This window comes from Streptomyces rubellus (assembly GCF_036323805.1).
Taxonomy (GTDB): Bacteria; Actinomycetota; Actinomycetes; order Streptomycetales; family Streptomycetaceae; genus Streptomyces.
In genome coordinates, this window is the sequence record NZ_JAZDCX010000015.1 from 132,363 (window position 1) to 157,695 (window position 25,333).

Below are 25,333 nucleotides of genomic sequence, written 5' to 3' on the forward strand. Positions count from 1 at the left end.
GCGGATTCGGGCTGAACCGCAGGCGTTGATCCGTAGACTTCGGCGGTCGACGCCGACGAGGTCCGGCCGTTGCGCGCGCCAGCGGGGAGGAGATCGGATGCAGGACTCTTCGGATTCGACGGAGAGAGCCGAGGCTGAGGAGAACGGCCGGAGCGATACCGCCGACTCACCTGTTGTGGACGATCCGACGTCCGACTCGGACATCGACTCGACGACGGCGTCGACGGTCCTGGTGGAGGTGCTCCCAGGGGTGGCTGTCGTCGCCGGTGAGGTCCCGCCGGAGCTGAAGCCCGATCTGATCGACTTCGGGATCGTGCCGGCTGCCGACCGCAGGCAGATCTCCGCGGTCCTCGCCTCGATCGGGAACGCGGCGACCGTGGCCGGCAATCTTGGAAACGCGTTCGCCGGCGTGCGGGGGCTCTACAGGATCGGCGACACGGCACAGGCCCTGCTGAGGAGCGGTGCGACGCTCGCGGTCAAGGACGGTGCGAACCTCGGAACGGTGATGGTTCCTGGCCGCTTCCTGCATGCGGCCCGCTTCTACCCTGTGAATGCGGTGAGCAAGGCGCAGACCGCGGCCTCGATCGGGCCGGCGCTGGCCATGGTCGCCCTTCAGATGATGCTGAGTGAGGTCTCGGGCCTCGTCAGGACCAACCTCGCGGTGACAAGTCAGGTCCTCACCACCATCCGCAAGGACCAGTGGGCCGAACTGACGGGGCTCGTCGCCGCCATCGATCGCGCGGTCGACCAGGCGCGAGAGATCGAATCTGTTCCGACGTCCCTGTGGGAGGACGTCGCGGGCAGTGGAGCGCTGCTGCAGAAGCAGCTTGAGCTCTACCAGGGGAACGTCCGCGACCACGTCAGGCAGATCGGTCGGCCCGACGCGCGCAGCCACCGTGAGTATCTGCAGACGAACGCCGAGGCGATCGTCTTCGACGCCCACGCCCTCCTGTCCTCCGTCAAGGCATGGACCGGGTATCACGCGCTCCGCGCAGCGAGGGCGAGAGCCGCTGGACGCGAAGACGCCGCCGAGGCGCAGTACGCCGAGGTCATCGCGCGCGACACCCGCGCGGAGTTCGACTCCGCTCTCGCCGGGACGACGAGCCTCGTCGACGCGCTGACGCGGGAGCTGCGGATCATCGCCGAGCTCCCCGGACCCGACGCATGGCCGCTGCCGGGGAAGCGGAAGGACGTGAAGGCAGCCCGCGAAACCTCCGCCCTTCTTCTGGAGACGATCGAACCTCTTGCCGATGCCCTCCATCCGCCGGCCCCTCCGCTCGAGGCCCCGGGCGCCGTCTGCGCACCCGACTCGCTGGATCTCGATCCGTACCTTCGCATCCTGCGATGGCTCCTCGAGGACGGTGAGACCCTGCGTGTCCTCGGCTTCCCCGACCAGCTCGATGCCCTCGGTCCCATGTCTGCGATCCTCGGCGGAGCGAAGGAGAAGTTGGCGGCAGCGAGGGACAAGGCTGCGGCGAAGACACTGGTCGCCGTCACTGATCGCCGCATCATCACGGCCAAGACGAACGCGTTCCTCGAACAAGCCGAGATCCGTCAAGACATCCCGGTCGACCAAGTGCGATACGTCCGGACAACGACCGCACAGGACAGAAGCGCGCGTTTGGCGATCGACCTCATCACACGCGACGAAAACATCCGGTGGCTCTTCCACGCTGACATCGACAACACCCGAGTGGACGCGCTCGCCGCCGTGCTTGCCGAGTCGATGAGGATCCCGGACGTTGAACGCGACGAGCTCCAACGGCGGCGCCACGCCCCCACCGAGGCGGGCGAGAAGAGCGAGAGCACTGGCACGATGCCTTCCGAACCGACTGGCCCCGAGGCCACGACCTGCGATGCCGAGTAGGCTCCGAGCCGATTGACCAGTTCGTGGCCGGGGCCGACGGGGAAGCAGCCACCACGTGATCACCAGGGGTTGCGTGGGCTTCTGAAGGGAGATGGTGCGGCGGCCGTGGGCCGGCGCACCTTGTGGCAGTCGGCGCGCGCCGTGGCTCAGCGGCGTCCTCGACCATGGTCTACGAGGACTGCCCGGTCAGGGAAGGCGGGGCGTCGTATTCGGGGGCTGCCTTCGTGACCGGGTCAGTTGGCGGTGCGTGGTGTCCCACCAGCGGCACCGAGGGGGAATCGGCCGCTCCCCCGGCTGCTGGGGCCTCCGTATGACTCGACAGGGGCGGGTGAGGTGGGGCGGGATGCCTGCCGTGGCGCGGCTCCCGGAGCTGGCCGGCTACCTGATGTCGATCATTCGGACCGGCTGCCCGGTGGTGCGGGCGATGGTTTCGAAGTCCCGGTCGTAGTGCAGCAGGGTGAGCCCTGCTTCTTCCGCGGCCGCGGCCACGAGGAGGTCGACGGCTCCGGCACTGCGGTGCTCCCCCTTGGCGGTGAGCCCGCGCTGTACGACGCGGGCACGCCGGTAGACGCCGTCGGGCATGGGGCACCAGGTGAACTGGCTCAGTCGTCCCTGGATGGCTTCACGGTCCTTCTCGGAACGTGCGGAGTAGAGCACCTCCAGTTCGGTGAGGTAGCACAGGGCGACCAGTCCGGCGCCCATTCGCTGCTCCCACTCCTCGGTTGCCCGGCGCAGCAGGATGCGGACCAGGGCCGACGTGTCGATGAGGTAGTCGGCCACGCTCACCGGGTGGGGCCGCCTCGGTAGTTGCGCTTGTCGAGGAGGAGCTCGGCGTCGAGGGCGCCTTCGTCCGCGAGGTCCTGCAGTTCGTGCAGGGCTCGCAGGCGGCGGTTGCGGGCCACGATCTCCCGCAGGGCGGTGTTGATGGTGTCCCGCTTCGTGGAAGTGCCCAGCTCCTTCGCCGCTGCCTCCAGGGCTTCGTCGTCGAGGTCGATGACGGTCCTGCTCATGAGCACCACCTCCATATACATCAACCAATGCATCAATATACATGATTCAATGTATCACAAGGGCGGACCAGACCGTCCCTGACACCTGCGGACCGGTGAGCACACCACGGACAGCAGGAGGCGGGGTCCACCGCCGAGGCGGTCCGGTTCCGGTCCGGTGCCGGCAGGTCTCGCCGGTGCCGTCTATGCCGCGTCGGCGGCCTCGGCCGCAGACGCCGGCAGCAGCCGGGCCAGTTCCTCACGCCCGCGCCTGATGACATCGAGCGCAGACGCCGGATCCGTGCCCGGTGGCAACGGGGTATCGGTGAGCACATCCGTAAGGGTGTACCGACCGAGCAGCCACCGCTGCAGTGCGCGCCAGTCGGTGCTCCGGTTGAAGGGGAGGCTGTCCGCCCAGGGCGATGCCTCGTACCGGGTGCCGTCGCTGCCGTTCGCGTGGAGCAGCCCGGAGCGGCGCACCAGACACGGGAAGCAAACGCCACAGTTGGCGACGGGAGGGCCACCGCTGCGGCGGGTGGGTGGCTTGCCGCAGCTCAGAGTGGATTCCAGGTCCGACGGAGTGAGGCCCGCGTCACGTCCTGCCTTGCATACCTCGCCTTTCGTCGGCTGCGCCAAGGGGTTGACCACCCGTACCGCGCTCCCGGCGTCGCTCACGGCGGTAACCAGAGCGTTCAGACCGGCCAGTGTCCGCGGGTGCACGGAACGGGTGGAGCAGGCGGCCGAACGCGCGGGCGTCAGAGGTGGATTGAGGGCGAGCTGGCCGTTCTCGGGGATGTGGACGGTGACCACTCCGTGCGCGGTGGCAGCGCGGATCGCTCCCGCCGCGTACAACAGGCCGCGAGTACGTGAGGAGGTCTCCAACCGCAGCCCGGAGCCGTCGCCTGCCGGGGTCTGGCTCATCGGCAGCAGCATCACCGGCCGTGGTCCGCCCAGTCGCTCGACGGCCTTGTACACCCGCTGCTGGAGACGCAGCAGGCCGATCTCACGGAACATGACGAGCAGCAGCGGCCGGGGGTCGGCGGCGCGCGAGCGGGTGGCGGCCCAGCTGAGGGAATCCAGTCCACCGGAGAACAGCGCGACTTCCGAGGCACGAGGGTCGTCGGGGAAGATCATCGCTTCCTCGACCCGGTGGCCGGTGAGAGGCCGGAAGTCCACATTCCAAAGGTCCCCGGTGAGGGTCTGGAGGAGTGCGGTGAAGTGGGTACGGACGGCTGCGCTCTGCCACCGCTCGTGTTCCGCGACGGGCACGGTGAGGCTGATGCGGCGGGTCCACCGGTCCCGGACGCCGGCCCGGCGCACGTATTTGTCGGCGATGAACGAGGCCCTGGCGACGCGGAACAAGTCCTCGGCCCAGTCGGGGACCGGACCGGGCAGGTGGTGCCGGCCGGTGATGCGGCGCTCCTTTTCCTGGAAGGCTTCCTCGCCGATCTCCGTCCAGCGGGCATCGCGCGGCCTGTCTCCGCGGTGGCCACGCCACCAGAGGAAATGGTTGGAACCGGTCACGCCGCGGCCCCCTCTTCTCCGGCGATCTCGTCAGTGATCAGGCCAAGCACCCTGCCGACCGCCCGCGGTACCAGCGACTCGGCGATCCTGGGCAGCACGGCTGACGGATCCTGCGCACCGCCCACCACCGACTGTGCTGTGTCCACAGCCTCTGCAGGATCCGTCGCTTCAGCGGCCACCTCGCAGGGATTCGGCACCAGGTCCACCGTCTTCTCCGCGACCCAGTCGGCGATCCTGCCTTCCGGATCGGTCACGATGAGCACCGGCACTGCCAGTTTGACGTGCTCGGCGACAACGGACCGGAGGAACTCCCCCACCACGTCGGCGAAGAAGACCTGGTAGAGATCGCACAGGATGTCCCAGGCGAAGCCCCCGCGCGCGGCACCGCCGTCCAAGGCGCCGTCCAGTTCGGGGTGCCTGTCCCAGACCTCGCGGACCGCCGCGGCCACCGCCCTGCGCACTGCGGCGTCGGCGAGTGTGCCGCCGTCTCCGCCGACCTCCGGGACCAGACGCGCGACGAGCGCGTCCGCCGACTCGGCGCCCTCCGCGGCCAGCGGGCCCAGGGCTCCGGCGAGCTTTTCACCGGCCGCACGGGTCGCGTCGTACAGCCCGAAAGCCGATCGGTCCGCACGGAGTGTCTCGTGCAGGGCACGCAACTGGTCCGCGGCGATCTCCTCCAGGCGCTGGTCCGCGTTGCGCGAGTCCTCCCGCCAGCGCGCCAGCCGCCCCGCCGCGGAGCTCCACCGGTCGCCACTCGGCCCTCGCCATCGCGTGGACGTCCCCACACCGCACCCCCAGCCCGATGGTGTCCCGCCCCGCTCTCCCAGCCATGGCATCAGATCGGACGATCCCCAGGTAGGGCGCGACTCGGCCAGGGCGGCGCGGAGCAGTGCAGCGGCCGGCCGGCCGGAAGTGTCGTTCTCCGCGACATGAACGCCCGGAATGCGACCGTACGCAACACCGGGTCACGCGTGTCGCGCCGGGCTTCACTCCACGGCAGGCCGAGGAGCCGGCAGGGTCGGTCCGCGCCTGCTGCGGAAACGCCAGGCCGGTATCGCGTGGTCCGGGGCGGGTCACCCGGCGGCCGGAGGGGCCGGGAGGAGGCGGGTGATGTCGACGGTGCCGGTGGCGGTCTGCGGCTGGGGGATGAGGAGCCACAGGACGGCCAGGGCGGCGAAGGTGGCCAGGAGGGCGGCGAGCCCGGTGCGGCCCTTCGCCCAGCGGGCCCGGTGCCGGACCGGATCCTCCACCAGCGTCTTGGAGAGCCGGGCGGCGGCCGTGGAGACGGCGAGGACGACGGCCGTACGGCTCCAGCCCGACAGACCGAGGCGTTCCTCGCTCAGCAGCAGGCAGGCGGGCCAGTGCCACAGGTAGAGGCTGTAGGAGAGCAGGCCGAACCAGCGCAGGGGAGGCGCGGCGAGGAGGCGGCCGGCCAGGGTCCGGGGCGCCCGGGCGAGGAGGCCGATGAGCAGGGCGGCGGCCAGCGCGTGGAGGAAGAGCCCGCCCTGGAACAGGGAGAGGTCGTCCTGTCCGTCGGCCGTGGCCCAGTACGCCCCGATCCCGCACACCAGGACCGCACCCGCCCAGCCGGCCGCGCGGTCTCCCGCCCGGGCCAGGAGGCGGGAGGCCGGTGCCGTGGCCGCCAGGGCGCCGAGCAGGAGGGAGAAGGCGCGGGTGTCGGTGCCCTCGTAGACGCGCGTGGTGTCGGCCGGGACGGTGAGCACGATCATGAGGGCCAGCGAGACGGCGGCTCCGGCCGTGGCCAGGACGGCGACGCGCCGGTGTGCGTCGCGGCCCCGGGCCGCGAGCCCGAGGAGCAGCGGCCAGACCAGGTAGAACTGCTCCTCGACGGCGATGCTCCACAGATGGGCGAAGACCCGGGTGTCGGCCGAGTCCCAGTAGCCGACCTGTTCGGAGACGAAGTGCCAGTTGGCGAGGTTCGCCGCCACCCACGGCGCGTCGTCGAGGGCGTGGCGGAGCAGGGCCGGCGGGCCGAGTGCCCAGACGAGGACCAGGGTCCCGGCGATCATGACGGCGAGCGCGGGGAGCAGGCGGCGTGCGCGCCGCCCCCAGAAGGCGACGAGGTCGATCCGGCCGTCGCGGGCCCCGGTCTCCCTCAGCAGAAGGCCGGTGATCAGGAAGCCGGACAGCACGAAGAACAGGTCGACGCCCAGGAAGCCGCCGCCGAGGTGGCCGGTGTGGAAGAGCAGCACGCCCAGGACGGCCAGACCGCGCAGGCCGTCCAGGGGTGCGATGTGCCCGGTCGCGTACGGCCCCGGGACGGGGGCGGCGGAGACGGCCGGGGCGGTGCGGACGGTGCGGGGGCGGCGGCCGGCGCGTGCCGGCGGGAGCTGAGTGGCCATGGTCTCTCTCGGGAAGGGCGGGGCGGGCCCGGGCCGCCCCGCGGCGGGCGTACGGTCACGGCGGGGCGGCGGCCCGCTCCGCGCGGGTTACCGGCAGCCGAGCCGGCCGTAGATCTCGTCGCCGGTCCACTCCCCGTTCGCCCACTCCTCCGCCGGGGCCGGGGTGAAGTCGTAGTGCCTGCCCAGCTCCTCGCCGAACCACTTGGCGAACGCGGCCGAGCCCTGCTGGCAGGAGTGGATGCCGTCCTTGCTGCGCTGCGCCCGGTCCGCCGTGCTGTCGGTGCCCCACAGGGCGGCGGATTCGAGGAAGCGGACGGTGTCCGGGTGCTCGTCCGCGACCTCCTCGGCGGACTTCGGCGCGGCCTCGATCTCGGCCTCGTGCGGCTTGTAGAACTCGTCCATCTTGATGGGCGGCGCGGACACGATGACGAGTTCGGCGCCCGCGTCGTTCACCGTCCCGGCCAGCCGCTCGTAGGCGGCGCGCTGTTCGCCGGGGGTGCCCCAGTCGTAGGTGGAGATCTGGTAGGCGACGACGTCCGGGGCGAAGGACTCCAGTTTCTGCGGGAGTGACTTCCAGGTCGGTTCCGCGACCTCGCCGACGACACCGCCGCCCCCGGTGGCGGCCATGGACGCGAACTCCACCCGGGCCGCCTCCAGCGCCGCGCCGAGGGCGGGGGCCTCGACCTCGGCGATGGAGTCGCCCATCCACAGCAACCGCTGCGGCTTCGCGCCGTTCTCCGGGGTGCCGGACGGCTGCCCGTCGGTGGTCGCACCGGTGCCGGAGCCGGTGGCGGCGGTGCCGTTGTCGGTCTCGATGCCGGTGTCGGCTCCGCCGCAGGCGGTGAGGCCGAGTACGGCCGCCGCGGCGGCGAGGCCGAGTCCGGTGGTGCGGCGCGCCGGGTGCGCGGAGACAGTGCTTCCGGCGGGCCTGACAGTTCTGGTGGTCTTGTTGTCCATGTCTCCAGCAGAACCCGCGCGACCGCCGCCCGGACGGCCCGTCATCGTTTCATCATGTGACGCGGAAACAGGCGTCATACGCTTCGAGCACCCTGGTGGAAGAAGGCCGCCAGCCGGAGAAGCCGGAGAAGAGTGCGTCACCCATGGCACGAGTCCTGCTCATCGAAGACGACCCCGCCGTGCAGAGGGGCGTCACCCTCGCGCTGCGGCGCCGGAGCCACGAGGTGGAGGTCGCCGGCAGCGGCGAGACCGGACTGCCGGCCCTGGAACGCTGCCGGCCCGACCTGGTGCTGCTCGATCTGATGCTGCCGCGGATGAGCGGCCTGGAGGTGTGCCGCCGGATCCGGGAGAGCAAACAGGTCCCCATCATCATCCTCTCCGCACGCGGCGACGAGATCGACATGGTCGTCGGCCTGGAGGCGGGCGCCGACGACTACATCGTCAAACCGGCCGGCGCGGAGATCATCGAAGCCCGGATGAAGGCCGTCCTGCGCCGGGTCGCACCCGCCCAGGACACACCGTCGGCGGCGCATCCGGCGACGGGGCCGGAGCGCCACGGGGACCTCACCGTGGACCGCACCACCCTGGTGGTGTCCAAGCACGGCACCGAACTGGCCCTGGCCCCCTCCGAACTCAAGCTGCTGCTGTTCCTCACCGCCTGCCCGGGCCAGGTCCACAGCCGCCAGCAGCTCCTGGAACAGGTCTGGGAGCACTCCTTCTACGGCGACGCCCGTCTCGTCGACGCCTGTGTGATGCGGCTGCGCGCCAAGATCGAGGACGATCCGCGCAGGCCGGTGTACGTGCAGACCGTCCGCGGTTTCGGCTACCGCTTCGGACCCCTCCGGTGAGGGTCGCCGGGCCGCGCCTCCCCAGCGGGCTGCGGGCGCGGTTCGTCCTCGCCTTCCTCCTGGCGACCGCCTTCGGCGCGCTGCTCACCGCGGGCCTCACCTTCCAGCAGGCCCGCTCGTCCATCCTGGAGCGCAGCCGGAGCACCGCCGTCGCCGATCTGCGCGCCCAGCTCGACTCCCTCGTCCCCGACCTGGCCGTCCCGCCCGGCACCGGCGAGCTGCGCGGCCTGGCCCGCCGGCTCGACCAGGCCGGCGGCTCCCGGGAATGGCACTCCGCCGTCTCGTACGATGGCGGCGATCCGGTGCCGGCCTCCCCCGGCGCGCCGCCCGTACCGGAGGCGCTCCGCGAGACCGTCCGGGAGAAGGGCCAGGCGGCGTACCAGCACGTCGAACGCGACGGCCGTCCCTGGCTGGCCGTCGGCATGCCCGTCGCCTACGCCGACGCGCCCGGGCGGCCCGGCGGCGGGGCCGGCGACGACGGCGGGGACGGCGGGGACGAGGCCGGCGACGGGGACGGGCTCTCCGGGCTGACCGCGTACGCCTCCTTCCCCCTCGACGAGGACCGGACCGACATCGCCGCCCTGGTCACCGCGGCCCAGGCCGGGGCGGTCCCCGCCCTCGCCGTCGCCGTGGTCCCGGCCCTGCTGGCGGCCCGCGGCGTCCTGCGCCCCGTACGGCGGCTGCGCGGCGGCGCCGAACGCATCGCCTCCGGTGAGTTCGGGACCCGTCTCGCCGTCGCGGGCCGCGACGAACTCGCCGATCTGATCCGCTCCTTCAACACCATGGCCGAGACCCTGGAGCGGGAGGACGCGGAGCTGCGCCGCATGGAGGCGGGCGCGCGCCGCTTCACCGCCGACGTCTCCCACGAACTGCGCACCCCTCTCGCGGCCATGGCCGCCGTCACCGAGGTCCTCGACGAGGACGCCGCCTCGGGCGTGCTGCCCGCGGACACCGCCGACGCCGTCCGGCTGATCAGCGAGGAGATCCGCTCCCTCGCCCGTATGACGGAGGACCTGATGGAGATATCCCGTTTCGACGCCGGGGCCGCCCCGCTGCGCGCGGAGGAGCTGGACCTGTGCACCCTGGTGGCCAAGACCCTCCAGCTGCGCGGCTGGTCCGGCGACGAGCGCGTATGCGCCGACCTGCCGGTTCCGGTCCCGGTGCGCGCCGATCCCCGTCGCGTCGACGTCGTCCTGGCCAATCTGGTAGGCAACGCGCTGCGCCACGGCCGGCCTCCGGTCACCGTCGCCGCCCGTGCCGAGGGCGGCCGGGCGGTCGTCACCGTCACCGACCGGGGGCCCGGCATTCCCGAGGACGTCCTCCCGCACGTCTTCGAGCGCTTCTACAAGGCCGACACGGCCCGCACCCGTTCGCGGGGCAGCGGTCTCGGCCTGGCCATCGCCCACGAGAACGCCCGCCTGCACGGCGGCACCCTGACCGCGGCCAACACCCCCGGCGGCGCCGTCTTCACCCTCGCCCTCCCCCTCGCCGCCGCACCGCGGGAGCGGCGATGACGCGTCCTCCGGCCCGGTCCGGCCGTCCCCCGCGCGGCGCGGCGGCCGTCCTCGGCGCCCTGTCCGCCCTGCTCGCCGCCACCGCCGCCGGCTGCGGAATCGCTCCCGGCGGGCCCGTACCGGCCGGGGCACCGGCCTCCGGCGTCCAGCTGCCCGGCACCGAAGCCCGCCTCGTCCGCCTCTACTTCGCCGACTCCCACGGCATCCGCGCCGTGTCCCGCCCGGTGGAGCGGCCGCTCGGCCCGCAGCAGGCCCTCGACCTCCTCCTGGCGGGCCCCACCTCCGCCGAGCGCGAGCGCGGTCTGACCAGTCAGGTACCGCCGATGGCCGGCCGGCTCACCGCCACGGCGGCCGACGGGGCCGTCGACATCTCCGTCCCGGTGAAGGTCGCCACCGGTGAACTCGACGTCACGGCGGTCAGCCAGCTCGTCTGCACCGCCGCCCACGCCGAAGTGCCCGGCGACCGGCCCCCCACGCGGGTCGACGTCCGCATCCGCGAGGGCGGTGTCCACTCCCGGACGCACTGGACGGTCCGCTGCGGGCCCAACGGCAACGCGGTACCGGTGACCGGCTGACGGGCCGCGCGGGTGACGGACCGGCCCCGGCGGGCGTACGGTCGGCGGGGCCGGCCGGCGGACCGCACGTCCCGGCGGTCTCCGCGGCCCGGGTCCGTGTGCCGGTGTCAGGGCCGGCGGGCAGGATGGGGGCGGCGGCCGGCACGGGACCGGCCACCGGGAGAGCGACCACGGGGAGCGCCATGTTCCGCACCGTTCACCTCGTACGCGACGAGGGCGGTCTCGCACCGGACGAGGGCGCCGACGCCCTGGGGCCGGAGTACGCGGTGGTGGACCTGGAGACGACCGGCCTCGACCCCCGGCACGGCCACCGGGTGTGCGAGATCGCGGTGGTGCGCGTCCGGGGGGACGGCGAGGTCGTCGAGGAGTTCTCCTCACTGGTGGATCCCGGCCGGAGCATCCCGAAGGAGACCGCCGACCACCACGGGATCGGAGACGGGGACGTCGCCGGGGCGCCGGCGTTCGGGCAGCTCGCCGACACCCTGCTCCGGCTGCTGCACGGGGCCGTGACGGTCGCGCACAACCTGCCCTTCGAGGAGCGGTTCCTGGCCGCGGAGTTCGGCCGGCTGGGCTGGACGCCGCCGGAGCCGGGCCTGCCCGGGCTGTGCACGGTGAGCGCCTTCCGCGCCCAGCTCGACTGGCCCGCGTACCGGCTGCCGGGCGCGGTGCGGAGCCTGTCGGGCCGGTGGCCCCGCACCGAACACGTCGCGCTCGCCGACGCCCGCAACACGGCGGCCGCGCTGACGACCCTGCTGGCCGCGGCGCCGAGCCGGCTCGTGCTGCGGCCGGTCCCCGTATGGCCGTCCCCGCTCGTACCGCCCGGTGGTGACGGCGGTGGCGGGGATGGCGGCGGTGACGGGGATGTGCGCGCCGTGCCGCGCGCCTACCCGGCCACGGGGCGCCGGGGCGACCTCGCCGGGCTGTGCCGTTCCCTGCCGGTCGGGGCGCGTACGGTGCCGGACGCGGCGGGCGCGGCGGCGTACCGCACGGCGCTGGAGGCGCGCCTCGCCCGAAGCGGCCGCGTCACCTGGGACGGTGCCGCCGAACTGGGCGCTCTGATGGGCCGGGCCGGTTTCGGCCGGGAGTCGCTGCGGGCCCTGCACCGCGAGGTGTGGCACGCCGCGTTGCGCCGGGCCGGGAGCCCGGTGCCGGAGGACGCGGCCCGGCGGCTCCACGGGCTGGCCCGGCTCCTGGACGTGCCGGAGCTCGCCCGCGAACTGCCCGCCGTCCACGAGGAGTTGAGCGGCGTACGCCTGGTGCCGCGCGGTGAGGACGCGGAGGTGCGGGCCGTGACGGCCTGGGCCGGGCGCCACGGCGCCACCCTCGGGACCGCCGTCTCGAAGAACACCGACCTGGTCGTCGCCGCGGACGTCGGGCGGGCGGCACGGCTCAAGGCCGTACGGGACCACGGCATCCCCGTCCTCACCCCCCGGCAGGCCGAGGACGAGCTGCGCCGCCGGATCGCGCGGGCGGAGGAGGAGCGGGAACGGGAACGGGAGAAGGGCGGGACGGAGGCGGCCGGCGGGGACGGCGGCGGGCAGGCGGGCCGGGCGGGCACCCGGCTGGTGTTCCCCGTCTCCGGCCCTCCCGTGGGCTGGCGGCGCCACGAGCTGCCCGCCGAACTGTGCGACAGCGGCAACGGCGGCGGCTACGCCCGTGCGGTCCGGCGGCTCGTGGAGGACGCGGCCGACCCGGCGGTGCCGTACGTCCGCTTCACCCGGGATCCCCGCCCCACGCTGACGGTCCACCGGGACGGTGTGCCCGGGGAGCTGCGGGAGCAGGTGGACGAGGCGCTGGACCGGCTGCGGCGGCACCGGGGCGGTCCGGCGGTCGAGGTGCGGTAGGCCCGGTGCCGTGCAGGACGCGGCCTCCCGGGGGCGGGCGGTGCCGGACGGCGCCGGGAGGCGGGGGCGTCCGCGCTCGTCACCGCCGTTCCCCCAGCCAGACGGCGAACGGCACGCTGCCGCGGACGTCCGGCCGTGCGGTGGTCGCTCCACCCGCGCGCAGTGCCCGGCCGAGCCCGCCGGGCAGCGGCAGCGGCAGCGCGTACCGGCCGGTGACCGCGCGGGCCACCTCGGTGACGGCGACGGGCTGGATCCGCGCCCTGGGCACCGGCAGCACCCGCCACCGCCCGGCCGAGTCGAGCATCCCGGCGACGTACTCGTGGAACTGGGTGGCGCGGACGACGGTCCAGGGCACCGGCCCGTTCGCCACCACCCGCTCCTGCTCGGTCTTGACCCGGTAGTAGGCCGCCGGCACCCGGTCGCAGCCGACGACCGACACGCAGACGTGGTGGCCCACCCCGGCTTCCGCCCCGGCACCGAGCAGCCGCCGCGAGCCCTCGACGAGGGTGCGCCGCGCCTGTCTCACCGTCGGGGCGTCGGCCGTGTCCACGACGGTGTCGCAGCCCTCCAGGGCGGCGCGCAGTCCCCGCCCGGTCGTGAGGTCGACCGGGTGCCCGGTGGAGGCGCGGCTGAGCACCCGCACCTCGTGGCCGCGTGCGCGCAGCTCGTCGGCGACCTGCCGTCCCAGGGTGCCGGTCCCTCCGACGATGGCGATTCTCACACCCCCTGGACGGGGACGGAGGGCGGATGTGTGACATCCGCCGCCGGGCGGGAGCCGGGTGTCGTGGGCGGGTACGCCGTGCCGCCCCCGGGAACGTGACGCGCCTCCGGGTGGCGGACCGGGCGGATACGGGCCGGGCCCCTGCCCCGGCCTCAGGGACCCGGCGGCGTCCTGCCGTCGAGCCGCGCGAGGACCTCGTCGCCGGGGCCGGGAGCGGAATCCCCGCCGGGGCCGGGCTCGGGCTCGGAGCCGGGGCCGGGCTCGGGCGGAAGGCCGAGGGCGAGATCGTGCGCGGTCTCCGCCTCGCGGCGGAACAGCCGGTACCACATGAAGATCACGAAGCCCGCGAAGACGAACCACTGGGCGGTGTAGCCCAGGTTCTGGAACGCCTTCAGATCCAGTCCGGCGCCGGCCGGCGCGACCGGCGGCACGGCCGCCATCGGCTCCCGCGGCCGCTCGACGGTGATCCACACGTCGCGCACCTCGTACGGCACCATGTTGACCAGGGTGGCCGCGCTGATGATGCCGAGCTGCCCGTCCGGCAGGGCGCCGCCGGCGCTCACGCCCCTGGAACTCTGGGTCTCCGGGGCCTGGACCGCGCCGGTCACGGTCACCTCGCCGCCGGGCGGCGCGGGCACCCGCGCCGGGTCCGCCGCGCCGGGCAGCCAGCCGCGGACGACGGGGAGGGCCGGGCCGTCGCCGGTGCGCAGCATGGTCAGCACGTAGAAGCCCTCGCGGTCGTCGATCCGGCGCCCGGGTACGAGGAACTCCCGGCCCGTGTCGTAGCGGCCGGTGGCCCGGGCCCGCTCCCCCACGGTCTCCTCGGTGAGCGGCAGCAGCTCCTCCAGCGGCCTGGCCGCGGGCCGCGCACGGTCGCCGGACCGCGCCTCGGACCGCTCCTGCCGGGCCTGGTGGGTGTCCACCCGGTCCTCGAAGCGGCCCAGCTGCCAGCTCCCCATGAAGAGGCAGAAGGGGATCGACAGCAGGACGAAGACGTTGATCGCCCACCAGCGCGGCGTCAGCAGGAACCGGTACACGTCCTCAACGGTACGGTGACGGACCGGCCGGGTCCCGGCCGCCCCCGCCGTGCGCCGCCGGACGGACCGCCGTCACTTCGCCTGGAGCGGTTCGGTGCGGTACACCGTCCCGGCGCAGGCGTTCGCGATCTCGACGCGGCCGATGCGCGGCTCCCCGGCCGCCGGTACGTAGCGCAGGAGCACCCGGGGCGAGGCGGTGCCGCCGTCGGGGCCGCCGGTGTCGTACCCGAGCTGGGGGGCGGCGGCGTTCGTACCGGTGCCGTCCGGGCTCTCCTCCGGAAGGGCGTCGCCGCCCTCCACGCCGTCCCCGCTCCCGGTACTGGTCCCGGTGCCGTCGCCGGTCTCGCCGCCGGTACCGCCGGTACCGCCGCCGGTGCCGTCCGTACCGCCGGAACCGGAGCCCCCGCTGGAGCCGGAACCGGAGCCGCCGCTGGGCGTCGGGCTCGGGCCGGAGGAGGGGGGGCAGCCGGGGGCACCGCCCTCGTCCGGCACCCAGGCGAACCGCACCTCGTACGACCGGCCCGGCGCCAGGATGATCGACTCCGGTGCCGACCCGGGGTCGGGCAGCCCGGTCGCCCGGCTCCCGCCGGTGTGGTGGACCACGGTGACGTCGCCGTCCCCGGTGCCGCCCAGCACCGTGGCGCTGACCGTGTCGGGGCCGGTGACCCGGCAGGAGGAGTCGGAGACGTTGGTGATCCGGAACACCCCGTACACCTGGCCTCCGGCGCCGGCGGGCTCCGCGCCGGTGCCGCCGTCGTCGAGCTGGGAGCGCAGACAGACCGGGGAGACGGGGGCGAGGGTGTCGTCGGTGCCGGGCTCGGCCGGCCGGCCGTCCGCGGAGTGGTCGTCCCGGCCGGGTGCGCCGGCCGCCTCCTCGCCGTCCCGGAGGCTTCCGTCGGCCTCGACGCGGGCGGAGTCGCCGCCGTGTTCGCCGGTCGCGGAGCCGCCGTCCTGCCGGGTGCCGTCGGCGGCGCTGGTGCTGGTGCCGTCCAGGACCCGGGAGACGACGCCGCTCTGCGTCAGGACGGGGACGGCGAAGCCGGCGACGAGGGTCGCCGCGACCGCGCCGACCGCCAGCTGGCGGCGGCGGGCCCGGCGGGCGGGTACGGCCCGGTGGATGCGGTCGAGGGCGTCCGGGGACGGCTCGACGTCCTGCACCACGTCCCGCAGCAGCAGCCGCAGCGACCGCTCGTCCAGTTCCAGCAGGTCCGGCCCGTCCGCGGCCCGGTCGTCCGGGGCCCGGTCGTCCCGTTCCGGGGCCGCCGGGGTGCGGCCCTCCGTCCGGCCGCGGTCGCCGCCGGAGTCCGGGGCGGGGCCGGAGTCGGAGCCGGGATCGTGCGCCTCGTGCCGTTCGCGCCGTTCCTCGGGTCGGCTGTCGCCGCTCATGCGGGCGCCTCCATCGCGACCCGCAGGGCCGCGATGCCCCGCGAACCGTACGCCTTGACCGAGCCCAGCGATATGCCGAGCGCCTCGGCGACCTGGGCCTCGGTCATGTCCGCGAAGTAGCGCAGGACGAGCACCTCGCGCTGGCGGCGCTGGAGCTTGCGCAGCGCCCTCTTCAGCTCGTCCTGCTCGATCCGTGCGTAGGCGCCCTCCTCCGCCGAGGCCATGTCCGGCATCGGCTTGGAGAGCAGCTTGAGCCCCAGGATGCGGCGGCGCAGCGTGGAGCGGGAGAGGTTGACGACCGTCTGGCGCAGATAGGCCAGGGTCTTCTCCGGCTCCCGCACCCGGCTGCGCGCCGAGTGGACCCGGATGAACGCCTCCTGCACGACGTCCTCGCAGGAGGCGGTGTCGTCGAGGAGCAGGGCGGCGAGCCCCAGCAGGGAGCGGTAGTGGGCGCGGTAGGTCTCGGTGAGGTGGTCGACTGTGGTGCCCGCTGCCATCGCCATCGCGCCGTCAGCGTCCGTCGGCCGCGCGGGAAGCGGGGTGGACGTCGGCGCCGGCGCCGGACGGGACGCCGGCCAGGGAGCGATCACGGGCATGCCCCTGCCCGCCGTGCCGCCCCGTTCGGGGATCCGTACGGGCGCCGTCGCGATTCCGAGTACCTCTGCCACGCCAGTTGGACACACTGCCCCCCGTCAGGGTTGTACGCGTGGGCCGTCGTTGTCGACGACGATTCGAAGAACCGCATGCGCACCACCTCTTCCTCCGCACCGCCACCTCGGCGTCCCCGTTCTCCGGCAGGAAGGTGAAGACGCCCGCACCCGGACCGCGGTTCCGGATGCGCGAAGACAAAATCCTCGTTCAGAACATTGATCCGGATCAAGCGGTTGCGGGGCGTGGCTTCATTACGACTCCTTCACAGTCCCGCGCCCGGCGCGCGCCGGGCCGCACCGGACGGCCCGTACCCGGATCTTCCGGACTTCCGGGCACCCGCCGGCCGCCTCCCCCGCCGGCCCCCGTCGGCCGCCGTCAGCCGCCGCCGGCCGCCGACTCCACCGCGAGCAGCTCGCCGAGCTGCGCGATGTTGAGCGCGGCCCCCTTGCGCAGGTTGTCGCCGCACACGAAGAACTCCAGCGCCCGCGGGTCGTCCAGCGAGCGCCGCACCCGCCCCACCCAGGCCGGGTCGGTGCCCACCGCGTCGGCCGGGGTGGGGAACTCGCCCGCGGCCGGGTCGTCGCACACCACCACGCCCGGCGCGCTCGCCAGGATCTCGTGGGCCGCGGCCACCGACACCTCGTTCTCGAAGCGGGCGTGGACGGACAGCGAGTGGGTGGTGACCACCGGGACGCGGACACAGGTCGCGGTGACGCGCAGCCGCGGCAGTCCGAGGATCTTCCGCGACTCGTCGCGGATCCTCAGCTCCTCGGTGGTCCAGCCGTCCCGCGCCGCCGCGCCGGCGAAGGGCACCACGTTGAGCGCGATCGGCGCCGGATACGGGCCGGTGCGGTCGCCGACCGTCCGGCGCAGATCGCCGGGCTGGGTGCCCACCTCGGTGCCGGCCACGGCGGCGAGCTGCTCGCGCAGGGTGTCCACGCCCCGCCGCCCGGATCCGGAGACGGCCTGGTACGAGGAGACGACCAGCTCGTCCAGGCCCCACTCCGCGTGCAGGGCGCCCAGCGCGACGATCATCGTCAGGGTGGTGCAGTCGGGGGTGGCGACGATGCCGCGCGGGCGGTTCCGGGCCGCGTGGGCGTTCACCTCGGGAACGACCAGCGGCACCTGCGGGTCCATCCGGAACGCGGCGGAGTTGTCCACCACCACCGCGCCCCTGGCGGCCGCCACGGGCGCCCACCGGGCGGCGACCTCGTCGGGCACGTCGAACATCGCGACGTCCACGCCCTCGAAGACCTCCTCGCCCAGGGCGAGCACCTCGGTCTGCTCACCGCGCACGGTCAGCTTGCGGCCCGCCGACCGGGGCGAGGCGACCAGCCGGATCTCGCCCCAGACGTCCGCGCGTTCCGACAGCAGCCCGAGCAGCACGGTGCCCACCGCACCGGTCGCGCCGACGACGGCCAGGGTGGGCCGGCCGGCGCGGTCCCCGGTGCGCGGAACGCCCGAGGCGGCGGGGGTCATCGCCCGGTGCCCCCGTAGACGACGGCCTCGTCGCTGTCGCTGTCCAGGCCGAACGCGGTGTGCACGGCCCGCACGGCCTCGTTGACGTCGTCCTTGCGGGTCACGACCGAGATGCGGATCTCGGAGGTGGAGATCAGCTCGATGTTGACCCCGGAGCCCGACAGCGCCTCGAAGAAGGTCGCGGTCACGCCCGGGTTGGTCTTCATCCCGGCGCCGACCAGGGAGATCTTGGCGATCTGGTCGTCGTAGCGCAGCGAGTCGAAGCCGATGCCGCCCTTGGCCTTCTCCAGCGACTCGATGGCGCGCCGGCCGTCGGTCTTGGGGAGGGTGAAGGAGATGTCGGTCAGTCCGGTGGAGGCGGCGGAGACGTTCTGCACCACCATGTCGATGTTCAGCTCGGCGTCCGCGATCGCCCGGAAGATCTTCGCGGCCTCGCCCGGCTTGTCGGGCACCCCGACGATCGTGATCTTCGCCTCGGAGGTGTCGTGCGCGACACCCGAGATGAGCGCCTGCTCCATCGGCTGGTCTCCCTGCGGTTCATTGCTGACCCATGTGCCCTGCAGTCCGGAGAAGGACGAGCGGACGTGGATCGGGATGTTGTAACGGCGTGCGTACTCGACGCAGCGGTGCAGCAGCACCTTGGAACCGGAGCTGGCCAGCTCCAGCATGTCCTCGAACGAGATCCAGTCGATCTTGCGGGCCTTCTTCACGACCCGCGGGTCGGCGGTGAACACGCCGTCCACGTCGGTGTAGATCTCGCAGACCTCGGCGTCCAGCGCGGCGGCCAGCGCCACCGCGGTGGTGTCCGAGCCGCCCCGGCCCAGGGTGGTGATGTCCTTCTTGTCCTGGGAGACGCCCTGGAAACCGGCGACGATGGCGATGTTGCCCTCGTCCAGCGCGGTCTTGATGCGGCCCGGTGTGACGTCGATGATGCGGGCCTTGTTGTGGACGGAGTCGGTGATGACACCGGCCTGGCTGCCGGTGAACGACTGCGCCTCGTGTCCCAGGGATTTGATCGCCATCGCCAGCAGCGCCATGGAGATCCGCTCTCCGGCGGTCAGCAGCATGTCGAACTCGCGCCCCGACGCTACCGGGGACACCTCTCCAGCGAGATCGATCAGCTCGTCCGTCGTGTCACCCATCGCCGAAACCACGACGACCACCTGGTGGCCGTTCTTCTTGGCTTCGACGACTCGCTTGGCGACGCGCTTGATGCCCTCGGCATCGGCAACGGAGGAGCCGCCGTACTTCTGCACGACAAGGCCCACGTGCGCTCCTCGTAACTTTGTCTTCCGGGGTTCCCGTACAGGAACCCAGCGGTCGTTCCAGTTTACCGAGCAGGCCTTTCCGACCCCGCCTCTACCACATCGTGAGATGTTCCGCCCACGGGCAGTGGTGGCGCGGCGCCACGTCGCACCGGCTCAGCGGCCACCCATGCCCGGTGCCGGGCGTCCTCACACGGAAACACCGGTGAAACGTAAGACAGGTCACATTCTGGGCGGGGCGCTTTCGGGGTACACGCGGGGTTTCACCGCCGGGCGACCGCCGTCGGATCTATGTCCAGCTCGAACGGCACGGTCACCTCGAGCCGGTCGTGGTGGATGCCGGTCACGGCGTAGGTGCGGGTGGCGGGCTCCAGCTCGAAGACGTGGACGACCGGCCGTCCGCCGTCCTCCTCCATCCGCCAGAAGTGCGGGATACCGGCCGCCGCGTACTTGCGCGGCTTGGTCTCCCGGTCCCGCGCCCGGGAGTCCTCCGACACCACCTCGACGGCGAGGAAGACGTCCGCGGGGCGGAAGGTCGTCTGGTGGGGACCGGTGTCCGCGTCCGCTCCGACGAGCATGACATCCGGTTCCGGACGGTCGCGCTCGCCGAGGGTGACGGTCATCTCGCGGACGACGTCCAGCCCGGGGGGCACCGCGTGCAGGAGGCGGTTCTCCAGCAGACGCAGGGCACGCATGTGGAAGACGTTCTGCGGACCTGCGAAGACGAGGCTCCCGTCGATCAGCTCCGTGTGGGGCGGCAGACCGGGCAACCGGTCCAGATCGCCGGCGGTGTACCCGCCGACCGGCGGTCGCGGCCACACGTACTCGGGCTCGTCACCCGTCGCCCCTCTCATGGGGCGGATCCTCGCCGACTCTCCCGCGCCGCCCGGCCGCTTCCCGCCTCCGTCACCCGCACGAGTGAGCGAACGCCCACCGGGCCCGGCCGGAGCAGCGCACGCCGGGATCCGGCGGGCGCATGGGGCCACCGGACACGGGTACCCCGAAGCCCCTGGAACAGCAGGAAGCCGGCATGCGCGGCAGACGTACGCCCGTGTGCGGCAGACGAGAGGCGGAAAGCCCATGAAACACGCGGCGCGCACAGCGCTGGTCCTCGCCGGCGCCGGGGCCGGTGCGGTGGCCCTGCGCAAACTCGCGTCCCCGCCGGCGGACGTCCGGCGGGGCGAGCGGTGGCTGGTCGTCACCGTCAACCGCCCGCCCCAGGCGGTGCTGCCCGACGGCGGCCGGCCGCCCCGCCCGCTGGACGAGTTCGGCGACGACCTGGAGGTCACCGTACGGCCCGCCCCCGGCGGCCGCGGCACCGAGCTGGCGGCGCGGCTGCGCGAGGGGAGCACACCCGTCCGGGCGCAGCCCGCCCAGTACTCGCTGCCGGCCCGGCTCGCGGGCGAGGACCCGCGCCAACCGGTACGGCAGGCGCTGCGGCAGGCCAAGGCGCTTCTGGAGACCGGCGAGGTGCTGCGTCCGGACGTGCCCACTGCCCGGGAGGAGACCCTCGGCAGCAGGCTCGTGGGGCTGGCCACCCGGCGCGCCGGCGGGGAGGGAGTGCTGTGAGGGCGGTCTGCTGGGAGGGCGTGAACAAGCTGTCCGTCGAGCAGGTCCCCGATCCGGAGATCCGCAACGACCAGGACATGATCGTGAAGTTGCTGGCGAGCACCACCTGCGGCTCCGACCTGCATCTGATCGGCGGCTACATCCCGGCCATGCAGGCCGGCGACGTGATCGGGCACGAGTTCGTCGGCGAGGTGGTGGAGACCGGCTCCGGGGTGCACCGCCACAAGGCCGGCGACCGGGTCGTGGTGTGCTCCTTCATCGGCTGCGGCAACTGCTGGTACTGCGAGAACGACCTGTGGTCGCTGTGCGACAACAGCAACACCAATCCGGGCATCGGCCAGGCCCTCTTCGGCTACGAGACCGCCGGGATCTTCGGCTACTCGCACGCCATGGGCGGCATCCGCGGCAGCCACGCCGAGTACGTGCGGGTGCCCTTCGCCGACCACGGGGCGTTCACCGTCCCCGAGGGAGTCGACGACACCAGCGCGCTGTTCGCCTCCGACTCGGTGCCCACCGGCTGGATGGGCGCCGATCTGGGCGGGGTGCAGCCGGGCGACGTGGTCGCGGTGTGGGGCTGCGGCGCGGTCGGGCAGATGGCGGCGCGGGCGGCGGTCCTCAAGGGCGCCGAGCGCGTCATCTCCATCGACCGGATCCCCGAGCGGCTGGCGATGACCGAGGAGCACATCGGCGCCGAGACCATCGACTACACCACCACCGACGTCGCCGCCGAACTGCGCGAGCGGACCGGCGGGCGGGGTCCGGACGTGTGCATCGAGGCGGTCGGCATGGAGGCCCACAGCACCGGCCCCGACTACCTCTACGACCAGGTCAAGCACCAGCTCCGGCTCCAGACGGACCGGCCCACCGCCGTGCGCCAGGCGATCCACGCCTGCCGCAAGGGCGGCTCGGTCTTCGTGCTGGGCGTCTTCGCCGGGGCGGTCGACAAGTTCCCGCTGGGCATGGTGGTCAACAAGGGGCTGACCCTCCGCGGCGCCCAGATGCACGGCCAGCGCTACATCCCGATGCTGCTGGACCGCATCGCAGGGGGCGAGATCAGCACCGCCCACCTGGCCACCCACCCCATGTCCCTGGACGACGCCCCGGCGGGCTACGACATGTTCAAGCACAAGAAGGACGGCTGCGTGCGGGCGGTCTTCCGGCCGTGACGCGGCCTGAGCGTGCCCAGGAGGAGTGATCACAGGACGATCAGAGAGTGGTCAGAAAGTGATCACGCCGCGGCCAGGTCCGTACCGCCTCGGTCGTGGCGGCGCGGAAGGCGGGCAGCCGCTCGGGAGAGGACGGCGGTCGCGGCGCGAGGGCCTTCAGGGCCGGGGAGGCATTGGCCCCAGGCCGTGACCGGGCCCGGGAGGGTGGCCGTGAGGTCGACGGGCTCGGTCCGGGCGCTGGCGCTCCCCGCCGCCCGGGCCCGGGCGGCGGCGTCCGGCTTGGCGCGGTAGGCGTCGAGTCCGCCGCGCCCGGCGGCCTGGCGGGCGGTCGTCGACACCGACCTCACCGGTGCCTGTCCCGGCATCCGGGCGGCGGCCTCCGCCATGCGCCGGGCCGCCGGCGGCTCCCGCCGCCACCTGACCGCCGCGGGCCGTGGCTCACCCGGCCGCGGCGGAGTGCACGGACGGCCCGGTACCGGCCGGGGGACCCTCGGACGGCACGGCGACCCCTGGGATCCGCCGTGCGGCGGGAGCCGCCGCCGGTGCGGCCCCACGTCCGCGGGTCCGGCCCGCCAGCCGGCAGCCCGGGCAGTCGCCGTGCCCCGTCATGGGATCCTTGACGCGCCAGTCCCACTGATCCGCCGGCCGGGGACCGCTCGGCTTGCCCCAGCCCATCAGGTGCAGCGCCCAGGTGACCAGCCCGCCGAAGGTGACCACCGCCGACCCGAGCACGACGCCCGGCGGCCAGGCCGCGCACAGGGAGACCCCCGCACCCGTGAACCCGACGAGGGCGGCGGCCGTGCCCGTCCATCCGGCGACGGTGTGGCCCATGTCGTGGTCACCGTGCACGCTGCCCATGACTCCCCCAGTGATCCGTCGGCGGCCGGACCGGTGATCCGGCAGAGACGCTTTAGCTTACTTACTAATTATCTTAGATTCTAAGGAGAATGTGGATGGAGGGCAGGCCCCGCTCCGAGGCCACGGCCGATCAGGCACTGGCCGCCATGGACCGGCTCATCGCGCTCAGCCTGGTGGGACAGCACGACATCGCCCAGCGACTGGGACTGAACGTCACCGACCTCACCTGTCTCGGCCACCTCCTCGGTGCGGGCGACCAGCACCTCAGCGCGGGTGATCTCGCAACCCGGGCCCACCTCACCACCGGCGCGGTCACCGGTGTCCTCGACCGTCTGGAACGGGCCGGTTACGCCCGCCGGGAGCCCGACCCGGCGGACCGCCGCCGGGTGCGGATCGTCCTCCGGGAAGCCGCATCCGAACGGGTCACGGCCGTGTACGGGTCCTTCTACCGGGGGCTGCTGGAGCTGTTCGCCGACTACACGCCGGACGAGGTCGCCGTCCTCCACGACTGGTTCACCCGGGCGGCCGAGCTGATGCGCACGCAACTGGAGGAGATCCGGCGGGGCCGGGGAACCACCGGCTGACCCCGGGAGGGGAGGACCGCGGGGACAAGTGCTCCGGCGGCCGCACCCGGCCGCGCGGTCTTCACCGCCGTGGTGCGCGGCCCGGCCCCGGCTTCGGCCCCGGGACAGGACTGACGGCGGCCTGCCCGGGCCCGGGGCACCGCCCGTACCCGCCGGTCAGCGGGCGAAGGCGTCCACCCCGGTCAGCTCCGCCGACAGCGCCCACAGCCGCGCCGCGCCCGCCGGGTCGACGGCGTACTCCCGCACCCCCTCGGTGTACCCCTCGGCGGTGGGCACGGCGTACTCGGCGATGTCGCAGTCCTGGCAGTAGACGCCGCCCATGCCGGCCAGCCGCGGGTAGGTGGCCGCCCACACCTGGGTAGCCGCGCCCTGCTCGGGTGTGCGGAAGAAGTCCGCCCAGGTGCCGTCCGCCTTCATGAACCCCAGGGCGATCAGCTCCCCGTCCGTCAGATGGCGCCCCAGCTCGGTGGCGATGACGCCGGGGTGCGCGGAGAAGGCCCGTACGCCGGACTCCCGGCCGAGCGCGTCGAGGTGCACGGCGAACAGCGCGTTCGCCGTCTTCGCCTGCCCGTACGCCTGCCACTTGTCGTAGCCGCGCTCGAAGTGCGGGTCGTCCCAGCGGATGTCCGAGCCCTGGTGGCCGTTGGAGGACACCGCGACCACCCGCGCCCCGCCGTTCCCGCCCGCCCGGGAGAGCGCGGGCCACAGCCGGTTGACGAGGGCGTGGTGGCCGAGGTGGTTGACCGCGAACTGGGCCTCCCAGCCGTCCGGCCCGACCCGGGTCTCCGGGCAGGCCATGATCCCGGCACTGTTGATCATGATGTCGATGCCGCGCCCGGAGGCGAGGAAGCGCTCCGCGAAGGCGCGGACGCTGTCGAGGTCGGCCAGGTCCAGCTCGTCGACCTCCACCTCTGTCTCCACCTCCGCCGCCGCGCCGCCGATCCCGGCGACGGCCTCCCGCGCGGCCTCCGGCCGCCGTGCGGGCACCACCACCCGGGCGCCCGCGCGGGCCAGCGCCCGCGTCGTGGCCAGTCCGATGCCCGAGTAGCCGCCGGTGACGACCGCGAGCCTCCCGGTGAGGTCGATCCCGTCCAGCACCTCCTCCGCCGTGCTCGTCGCCCCGAAACCCGATCCGATAACGCGCTGTGGAGTGGCCATGCCGTGACGCTACGAACTGGAGCGCTCTCGAAGTCAAGGGCGGACCGGCGGCGGGTCTCAGCGGGCGTAGTCCTTGAGCCGCTCCGTCTTCAGCGTGATCCCGACCGGGGCGGGAAGCTCGACGACCGCGCCGTACGGCCGGGTCGTCCGGGTGCGGTACGTGCCGCCCTCCGGCTCGGAGTGCACGGTGAGGCTGTGGTCGTCGCGGTCGGCCAGGAGGTACACGGGGATGCCCGCCGCCGCGTACCCGTCGCGCCTCTCCACCCGGTCACGCCGGTCGGTGTCCGCGTCGTACGACGTGACCTCGACGGTCATCAGCACACCGTCGGGCTCGGCCCACTCCCCCTGGCCGGCGAAGGTTCCCTCGGGCGCGAGGGAACCGTCCGGACGGACCGAGCCGCCGCGGTACTTCTCGACCCTGAGTCCCTGCTCCGGGTACAGAGCCGGCTCGGGGCGCTGCTGCATGCACTGCTTGAGGAGCCACATGACGATTGCCCCGTGATCACCGTCCGGCACCGGCTTGACCTCCAGCTTTCCGTTGATGAACTCCAGCCGCACGGTTTCCGGCGCCGTGCGGGCAAGCTGCTCGAACCCCTCGACGAGCAGCTGCGGCCGGCCAGCGGTCCCAGGGGTCGTGACTCCGCCCACGCGTGAACGCGCGGGTTTCCTGCGTCGGTGGCTAAGCCGCCGCACAGAGGGCCAGCCCGGCCCTGTTGAGGACGTTCGATGCGCCGGCACGGTCCGCGTTCGCCGCGAACCCGCACGCCGTGCACTGGAACTTTTCCTGGGTGACGCGGTTCTCCTTCGCGACATGCCCGCAGTCGGGGCACGTGCGGGTGGGGGTGCCTCCCGGGCGGAGCCCAGGGGGCGTGTTGCGCGCGTCCACGGGAACCGTGCGGCGACCGGCACTCTCGGCCTTGTTCGCCAGGATTCCGGGGAACTGCGCCCAGCCCGCGTCGAGGATGCTGCGGTTGAGTC

The 25,333-nt window shown here is 73.5% G+C and carries 26 protein-coding genes; 8 read left to right on the forward strand and 18 right to left on the reverse strand.

Annotation, left to right across the window (positions count from 1 at the left end):
* Nucleotides 1–97: 97 nt before the first annotated feature.
* The gene (locus V1L54_RS19005; RefSeq protein WP_330119241.1) at nucleotides 98–1,867 is read left to right on the forward strand and encodes a hypothetical protein; all 1,770 of its coding nucleotides are present in this window, start codon (nucleotides 98–100) and stop codon (nucleotides 1,865–1,867) included.
* Nucleotides 1,868–2,245: 378 nt separating this feature from the next.
* On the opposite strand, the gene V1L54_RS19010 is transcribed toward V1L54_RS19005, so the two are convergent.
* The 6 genes from V1L54_RS19010 to V1L54_RS19035 all read right to left on the reverse strand — a co-directional run bounded on the left by V1L54_RS19010 (nucleotide 2,246) and on the right by V1L54_RS19035 (nucleotide 7,700).
* Nucleotides 2,246–2,653, reverse strand: a complete 408-nt coding sequence (locus tag V1L54_RS19010; protein WP_330119242.1) for a PIN domain nuclease — start codon at nucleotides 2,651–2,653, stop codon at nucleotides 2,246–2,248.
* Nucleotides 2,650–2,877 carry a type II toxin-antitoxin system VapB family antitoxin gene (locus tag V1L54_RS19015; RefSeq protein WP_330119243.1) on the reverse strand — a complete coding sequence of 76 codons (228 nt, stop codon included), beginning with the start codon at nucleotides 2,875–2,877 and terminating at the stop codon, nucleotides 2,650–2,652. The genes V1L54_RS19010 and V1L54_RS19015 overlap by 4 nt, the downstream gene beginning before the upstream one ends.
* A gap of 183 nt (nucleotides 2,878–3,060) precedes the next feature.
* Nucleotides 3,061–4,380, reverse strand: a complete 1,320-nt coding sequence (locus V1L54_RS19020; protein WP_330119244.1) for a 7-cyano-7-deazaguanine synthase — start codon at nucleotides 4,378–4,380, stop codon at nucleotides 3,061–3,063.
* A complete protein-coding gene (locus tag V1L54_RS19025; protein WP_330119245.1) occupies nucleotides 4,377–5,165 on the reverse strand; it encodes a hypothetical protein in 789 nt (262 codons plus the stop codon). The genes V1L54_RS19020 and V1L54_RS19025 overlap by 4 nt, the downstream gene beginning before the upstream one ends.
* 288 nt (nucleotides 5,166–5,453) lie before the next feature.
* The gene (locus tag V1L54_RS19030) at nucleotides 5,454–6,743 is read right to left on the reverse strand and encodes an acyltransferase family protein (RefSeq protein WP_330119246.1); all 1,290 of its coding nucleotides are present in this window, start codon (nucleotides 6,741–6,743) and stop codon (nucleotides 5,454–5,456) included.
* An 87-nt stretch (nucleotides 6,744–6,830) separates the two neighbouring features.
* Nucleotides 6,831–7,700 carry an SGNH/GDSL hydrolase family protein gene (locus tag V1L54_RS19035; protein ID WP_330119247.1) on the reverse strand — a complete coding sequence of 290 codons (870 nt, stop codon included), beginning with the start codon at nucleotides 7,698–7,700 and terminating at the stop codon, nucleotides 6,831–6,833.
* A 143-nt stretch (nucleotides 7,701–7,843) separates the two neighbouring features.
* Here V1L54_RS19035 and V1L54_RS19040 point away from each other — a divergent pair, with 143 nt between their 5' ends.
* The 4 genes from V1L54_RS19040 to V1L54_RS19055 all read left to right on the forward strand — a co-directional run bounded on the left by V1L54_RS19040 (nucleotide 7,844) and on the right by V1L54_RS19055 (nucleotide 12,481).
* On the forward strand, nucleotides 7,844–8,548 hold the full coding sequence (locus V1L54_RS19040) for a response regulator (protein ID WP_330119248.1): 705 nt from the start codon (nucleotides 7,844–7,846) through the stop codon (nucleotides 8,546–8,548).
* Nucleotides 8,545–10,062 (forward strand): sensor histidine kinase, encoded by a 1,518-nt coding sequence (locus tag V1L54_RS19045; protein ID WP_330119249.1) that lies wholly within the window; start codon nucleotides 8,545–8,547, stop codon nucleotides 10,060–10,062. The genes V1L54_RS19040 and V1L54_RS19045 overlap by 4 nt, the downstream gene beginning before the upstream one ends.
* Nucleotides 10,059–10,637: a GerMN domain-containing protein gene (locus V1L54_RS19050; protein WP_330119250.1), complete on the forward strand. Its 579-nt coding sequence runs from the start codon at nucleotides 10,059–10,061 to the stop codon at nucleotides 10,635–10,637. The genes V1L54_RS19045 and V1L54_RS19050 overlap by 4 nt, the downstream gene beginning before the upstream one ends.
* A gap of 182 nt (nucleotides 10,638–10,819) precedes the next feature.
* Nucleotides 10,820–12,481 carry an exonuclease domain-containing protein gene (locus tag V1L54_RS19055; protein WP_330119251.1) on the forward strand — a complete coding sequence of 554 codons (1,662 nt, stop codon included), beginning with the start codon at nucleotides 10,820–10,822 and terminating at the stop codon, nucleotides 12,479–12,481.
* A 79-nt stretch (nucleotides 12,482–12,560) separates the two neighbouring features.
* Here V1L54_RS19055 and V1L54_RS19060 read toward each other — a convergent pair whose 3' ends face one another.
* From V1L54_RS19060 to V1L54_RS19090, 7 genes are all read right to left on the reverse strand, one after another.
* Nucleotides 12,561–13,202: an SDR family oxidoreductase gene (locus tag V1L54_RS19060; RefSeq protein WP_330119252.1), complete on the reverse strand. Its 642-nt coding sequence runs from the start codon at nucleotides 13,200–13,202 to the stop codon at nucleotides 12,561–12,563.
* A gap of 152 nt (nucleotides 13,203–13,354) precedes the next feature.
* Entirely contained in the window at nucleotides 13,355–14,239 is an 885-nt protein-coding gene (locus V1L54_RS19065; protein ID WP_330119253.1) for an SURF1 family protein, read from the reverse strand.
* A 72-nt stretch (nucleotides 14,240–14,311) separates the two neighbouring features.
* Nucleotides 14,312–15,625: a hypothetical protein gene (locus tag V1L54_RS19070; protein WP_330119254.1), complete on the reverse strand. Its 1,314-nt coding sequence runs from the start codon at nucleotides 15,623–15,625 to the stop codon at nucleotides 14,312–14,314.
* Entirely contained in the window at nucleotides 15,622–16,221 is a 600-nt protein-coding gene (locus V1L54_RS19075) for a SigE family RNA polymerase sigma factor (RefSeq protein WP_330119274.1), read from the reverse strand. The genes V1L54_RS19070 and V1L54_RS19075 overlap by 4 nt, the downstream gene beginning before the upstream one ends.
* 430 nt (nucleotides 16,222–16,651) lie before the next feature.
* Nucleotides 16,652–17,755 (reverse strand): aspartate-semialdehyde dehydrogenase, encoded by a 1,104-nt coding sequence (locus V1L54_RS19080; protein WP_330119255.1) that lies wholly within the window; start codon nucleotides 17,753–17,755, stop codon nucleotides 16,652–16,654.
* Complete coding sequence (locus V1L54_RS19085) at nucleotides 17,752–19,023, reverse strand: aspartate kinase (RefSeq protein WP_330119256.1); 1,272 nt, start codon at nucleotides 19,021–19,023, stop codon at nucleotides 17,752–17,754. The genes V1L54_RS19080 and V1L54_RS19085 overlap by 4 nt, the downstream gene beginning before the upstream one ends.
* 260 nt (nucleotides 19,024–19,283) lie before the next feature.
* Complete coding sequence (locus V1L54_RS19090; RefSeq protein ID WP_330119257.1) at nucleotides 19,284–19,874, reverse strand: Uma2 family endonuclease; 591 nt, start codon at nucleotides 19,872–19,874, stop codon at nucleotides 19,284–19,286.
* A gap of 226 nt (nucleotides 19,875–20,100) precedes the next feature.
* Between V1L54_RS19090 and V1L54_RS19095 the strand changes: the two genes are divergently transcribed.
* A complete protein-coding gene (locus V1L54_RS19095) occupies nucleotides 20,101–20,589 on the forward strand; it encodes a hypothetical protein (RefSeq protein WP_330119258.1) in 489 nt (162 codons plus the stop codon).
* Complete coding sequence (locus tag V1L54_RS19100; RefSeq protein WP_330119259.1) at nucleotides 20,586–21,755, forward strand: zinc-dependent alcohol dehydrogenase; 1,170 nt, start codon at nucleotides 20,586–20,588, stop codon at nucleotides 21,753–21,755. Before V1L54_RS19095 ends, V1L54_RS19100 begins: the two co-directional genes overlap by 4 nt.
* A gap of 62 nt (nucleotides 21,756–21,817) precedes the next feature.
* On the opposite strand, the gene V1L54_RS19105 is transcribed toward V1L54_RS19100, so the two are convergent.
* Both V1L54_RS19105 and V1L54_RS19110 read right to left on the reverse strand, forming a co-directional pair.
* Complete coding sequence (locus V1L54_RS19105; RefSeq protein WP_330119260.1) at nucleotides 21,818–22,093, reverse strand: hypothetical protein; 276 nt, start codon at nucleotides 22,091–22,093, stop codon at nucleotides 21,818–21,820.
* A gap of 100 nt (nucleotides 22,094–22,193) precedes the next feature.
* A complete protein-coding gene (locus tag V1L54_RS19110) occupies nucleotides 22,194–22,613 on the reverse strand; it encodes an HGxxPAAW family protein (protein ID WP_330119261.1) in 420 nt (139 codons plus the stop codon).
* Between the two features lie 95 nt (nucleotides 22,614–22,708).
* On the opposite strand from V1L54_RS19110, the gene V1L54_RS19115 reads away from it, so the two are divergent.
* Nucleotides 22,709–23,197 carry a MarR family winged helix-turn-helix transcriptional regulator gene (locus tag V1L54_RS19115; RefSeq protein WP_330119262.1) on the forward strand — a complete coding sequence of 163 codons (489 nt, stop codon included), beginning with the start codon at nucleotides 22,709–22,711 and terminating at the stop codon, nucleotides 23,195–23,197.
* A 156-nt stretch (nucleotides 23,198–23,353) separates the two neighbouring features.
* Here V1L54_RS19115 and V1L54_RS19120 read toward each other — a convergent pair whose 3' ends face one another.
* The 3 genes from V1L54_RS19120 to V1L54_RS19130 all read right to left on the reverse strand — a co-directional run.
* A complete protein-coding gene (locus V1L54_RS19120) occupies nucleotides 23,354–24,355 on the reverse strand; it encodes an SDR family NAD(P)-dependent oxidoreductase (RefSeq protein ID WP_330119263.1) in 1,002 nt (333 codons plus the stop codon).
* A 57-nt stretch (nucleotides 24,356–24,412) separates the two neighbouring features.
* Nucleotides 24,413–25,003 carry a Uma2 family endonuclease gene (locus tag V1L54_RS19125; RefSeq protein ID WP_330119264.1) on the reverse strand — a complete coding sequence of 197 codons (591 nt, stop codon included), beginning with the start codon at nucleotides 25,001–25,003 and terminating at the stop codon, nucleotides 24,413–24,415.
* A 31-nt stretch (nucleotides 25,004–25,034) separates the two neighbouring features.
* Nucleotides 25,035–25,333: zinc ribbon domain-containing protein (locus V1L54_RS19130; protein WP_330119265.1), on the reverse strand; the 299-nt coding region annotated here is incomplete at its 5' end.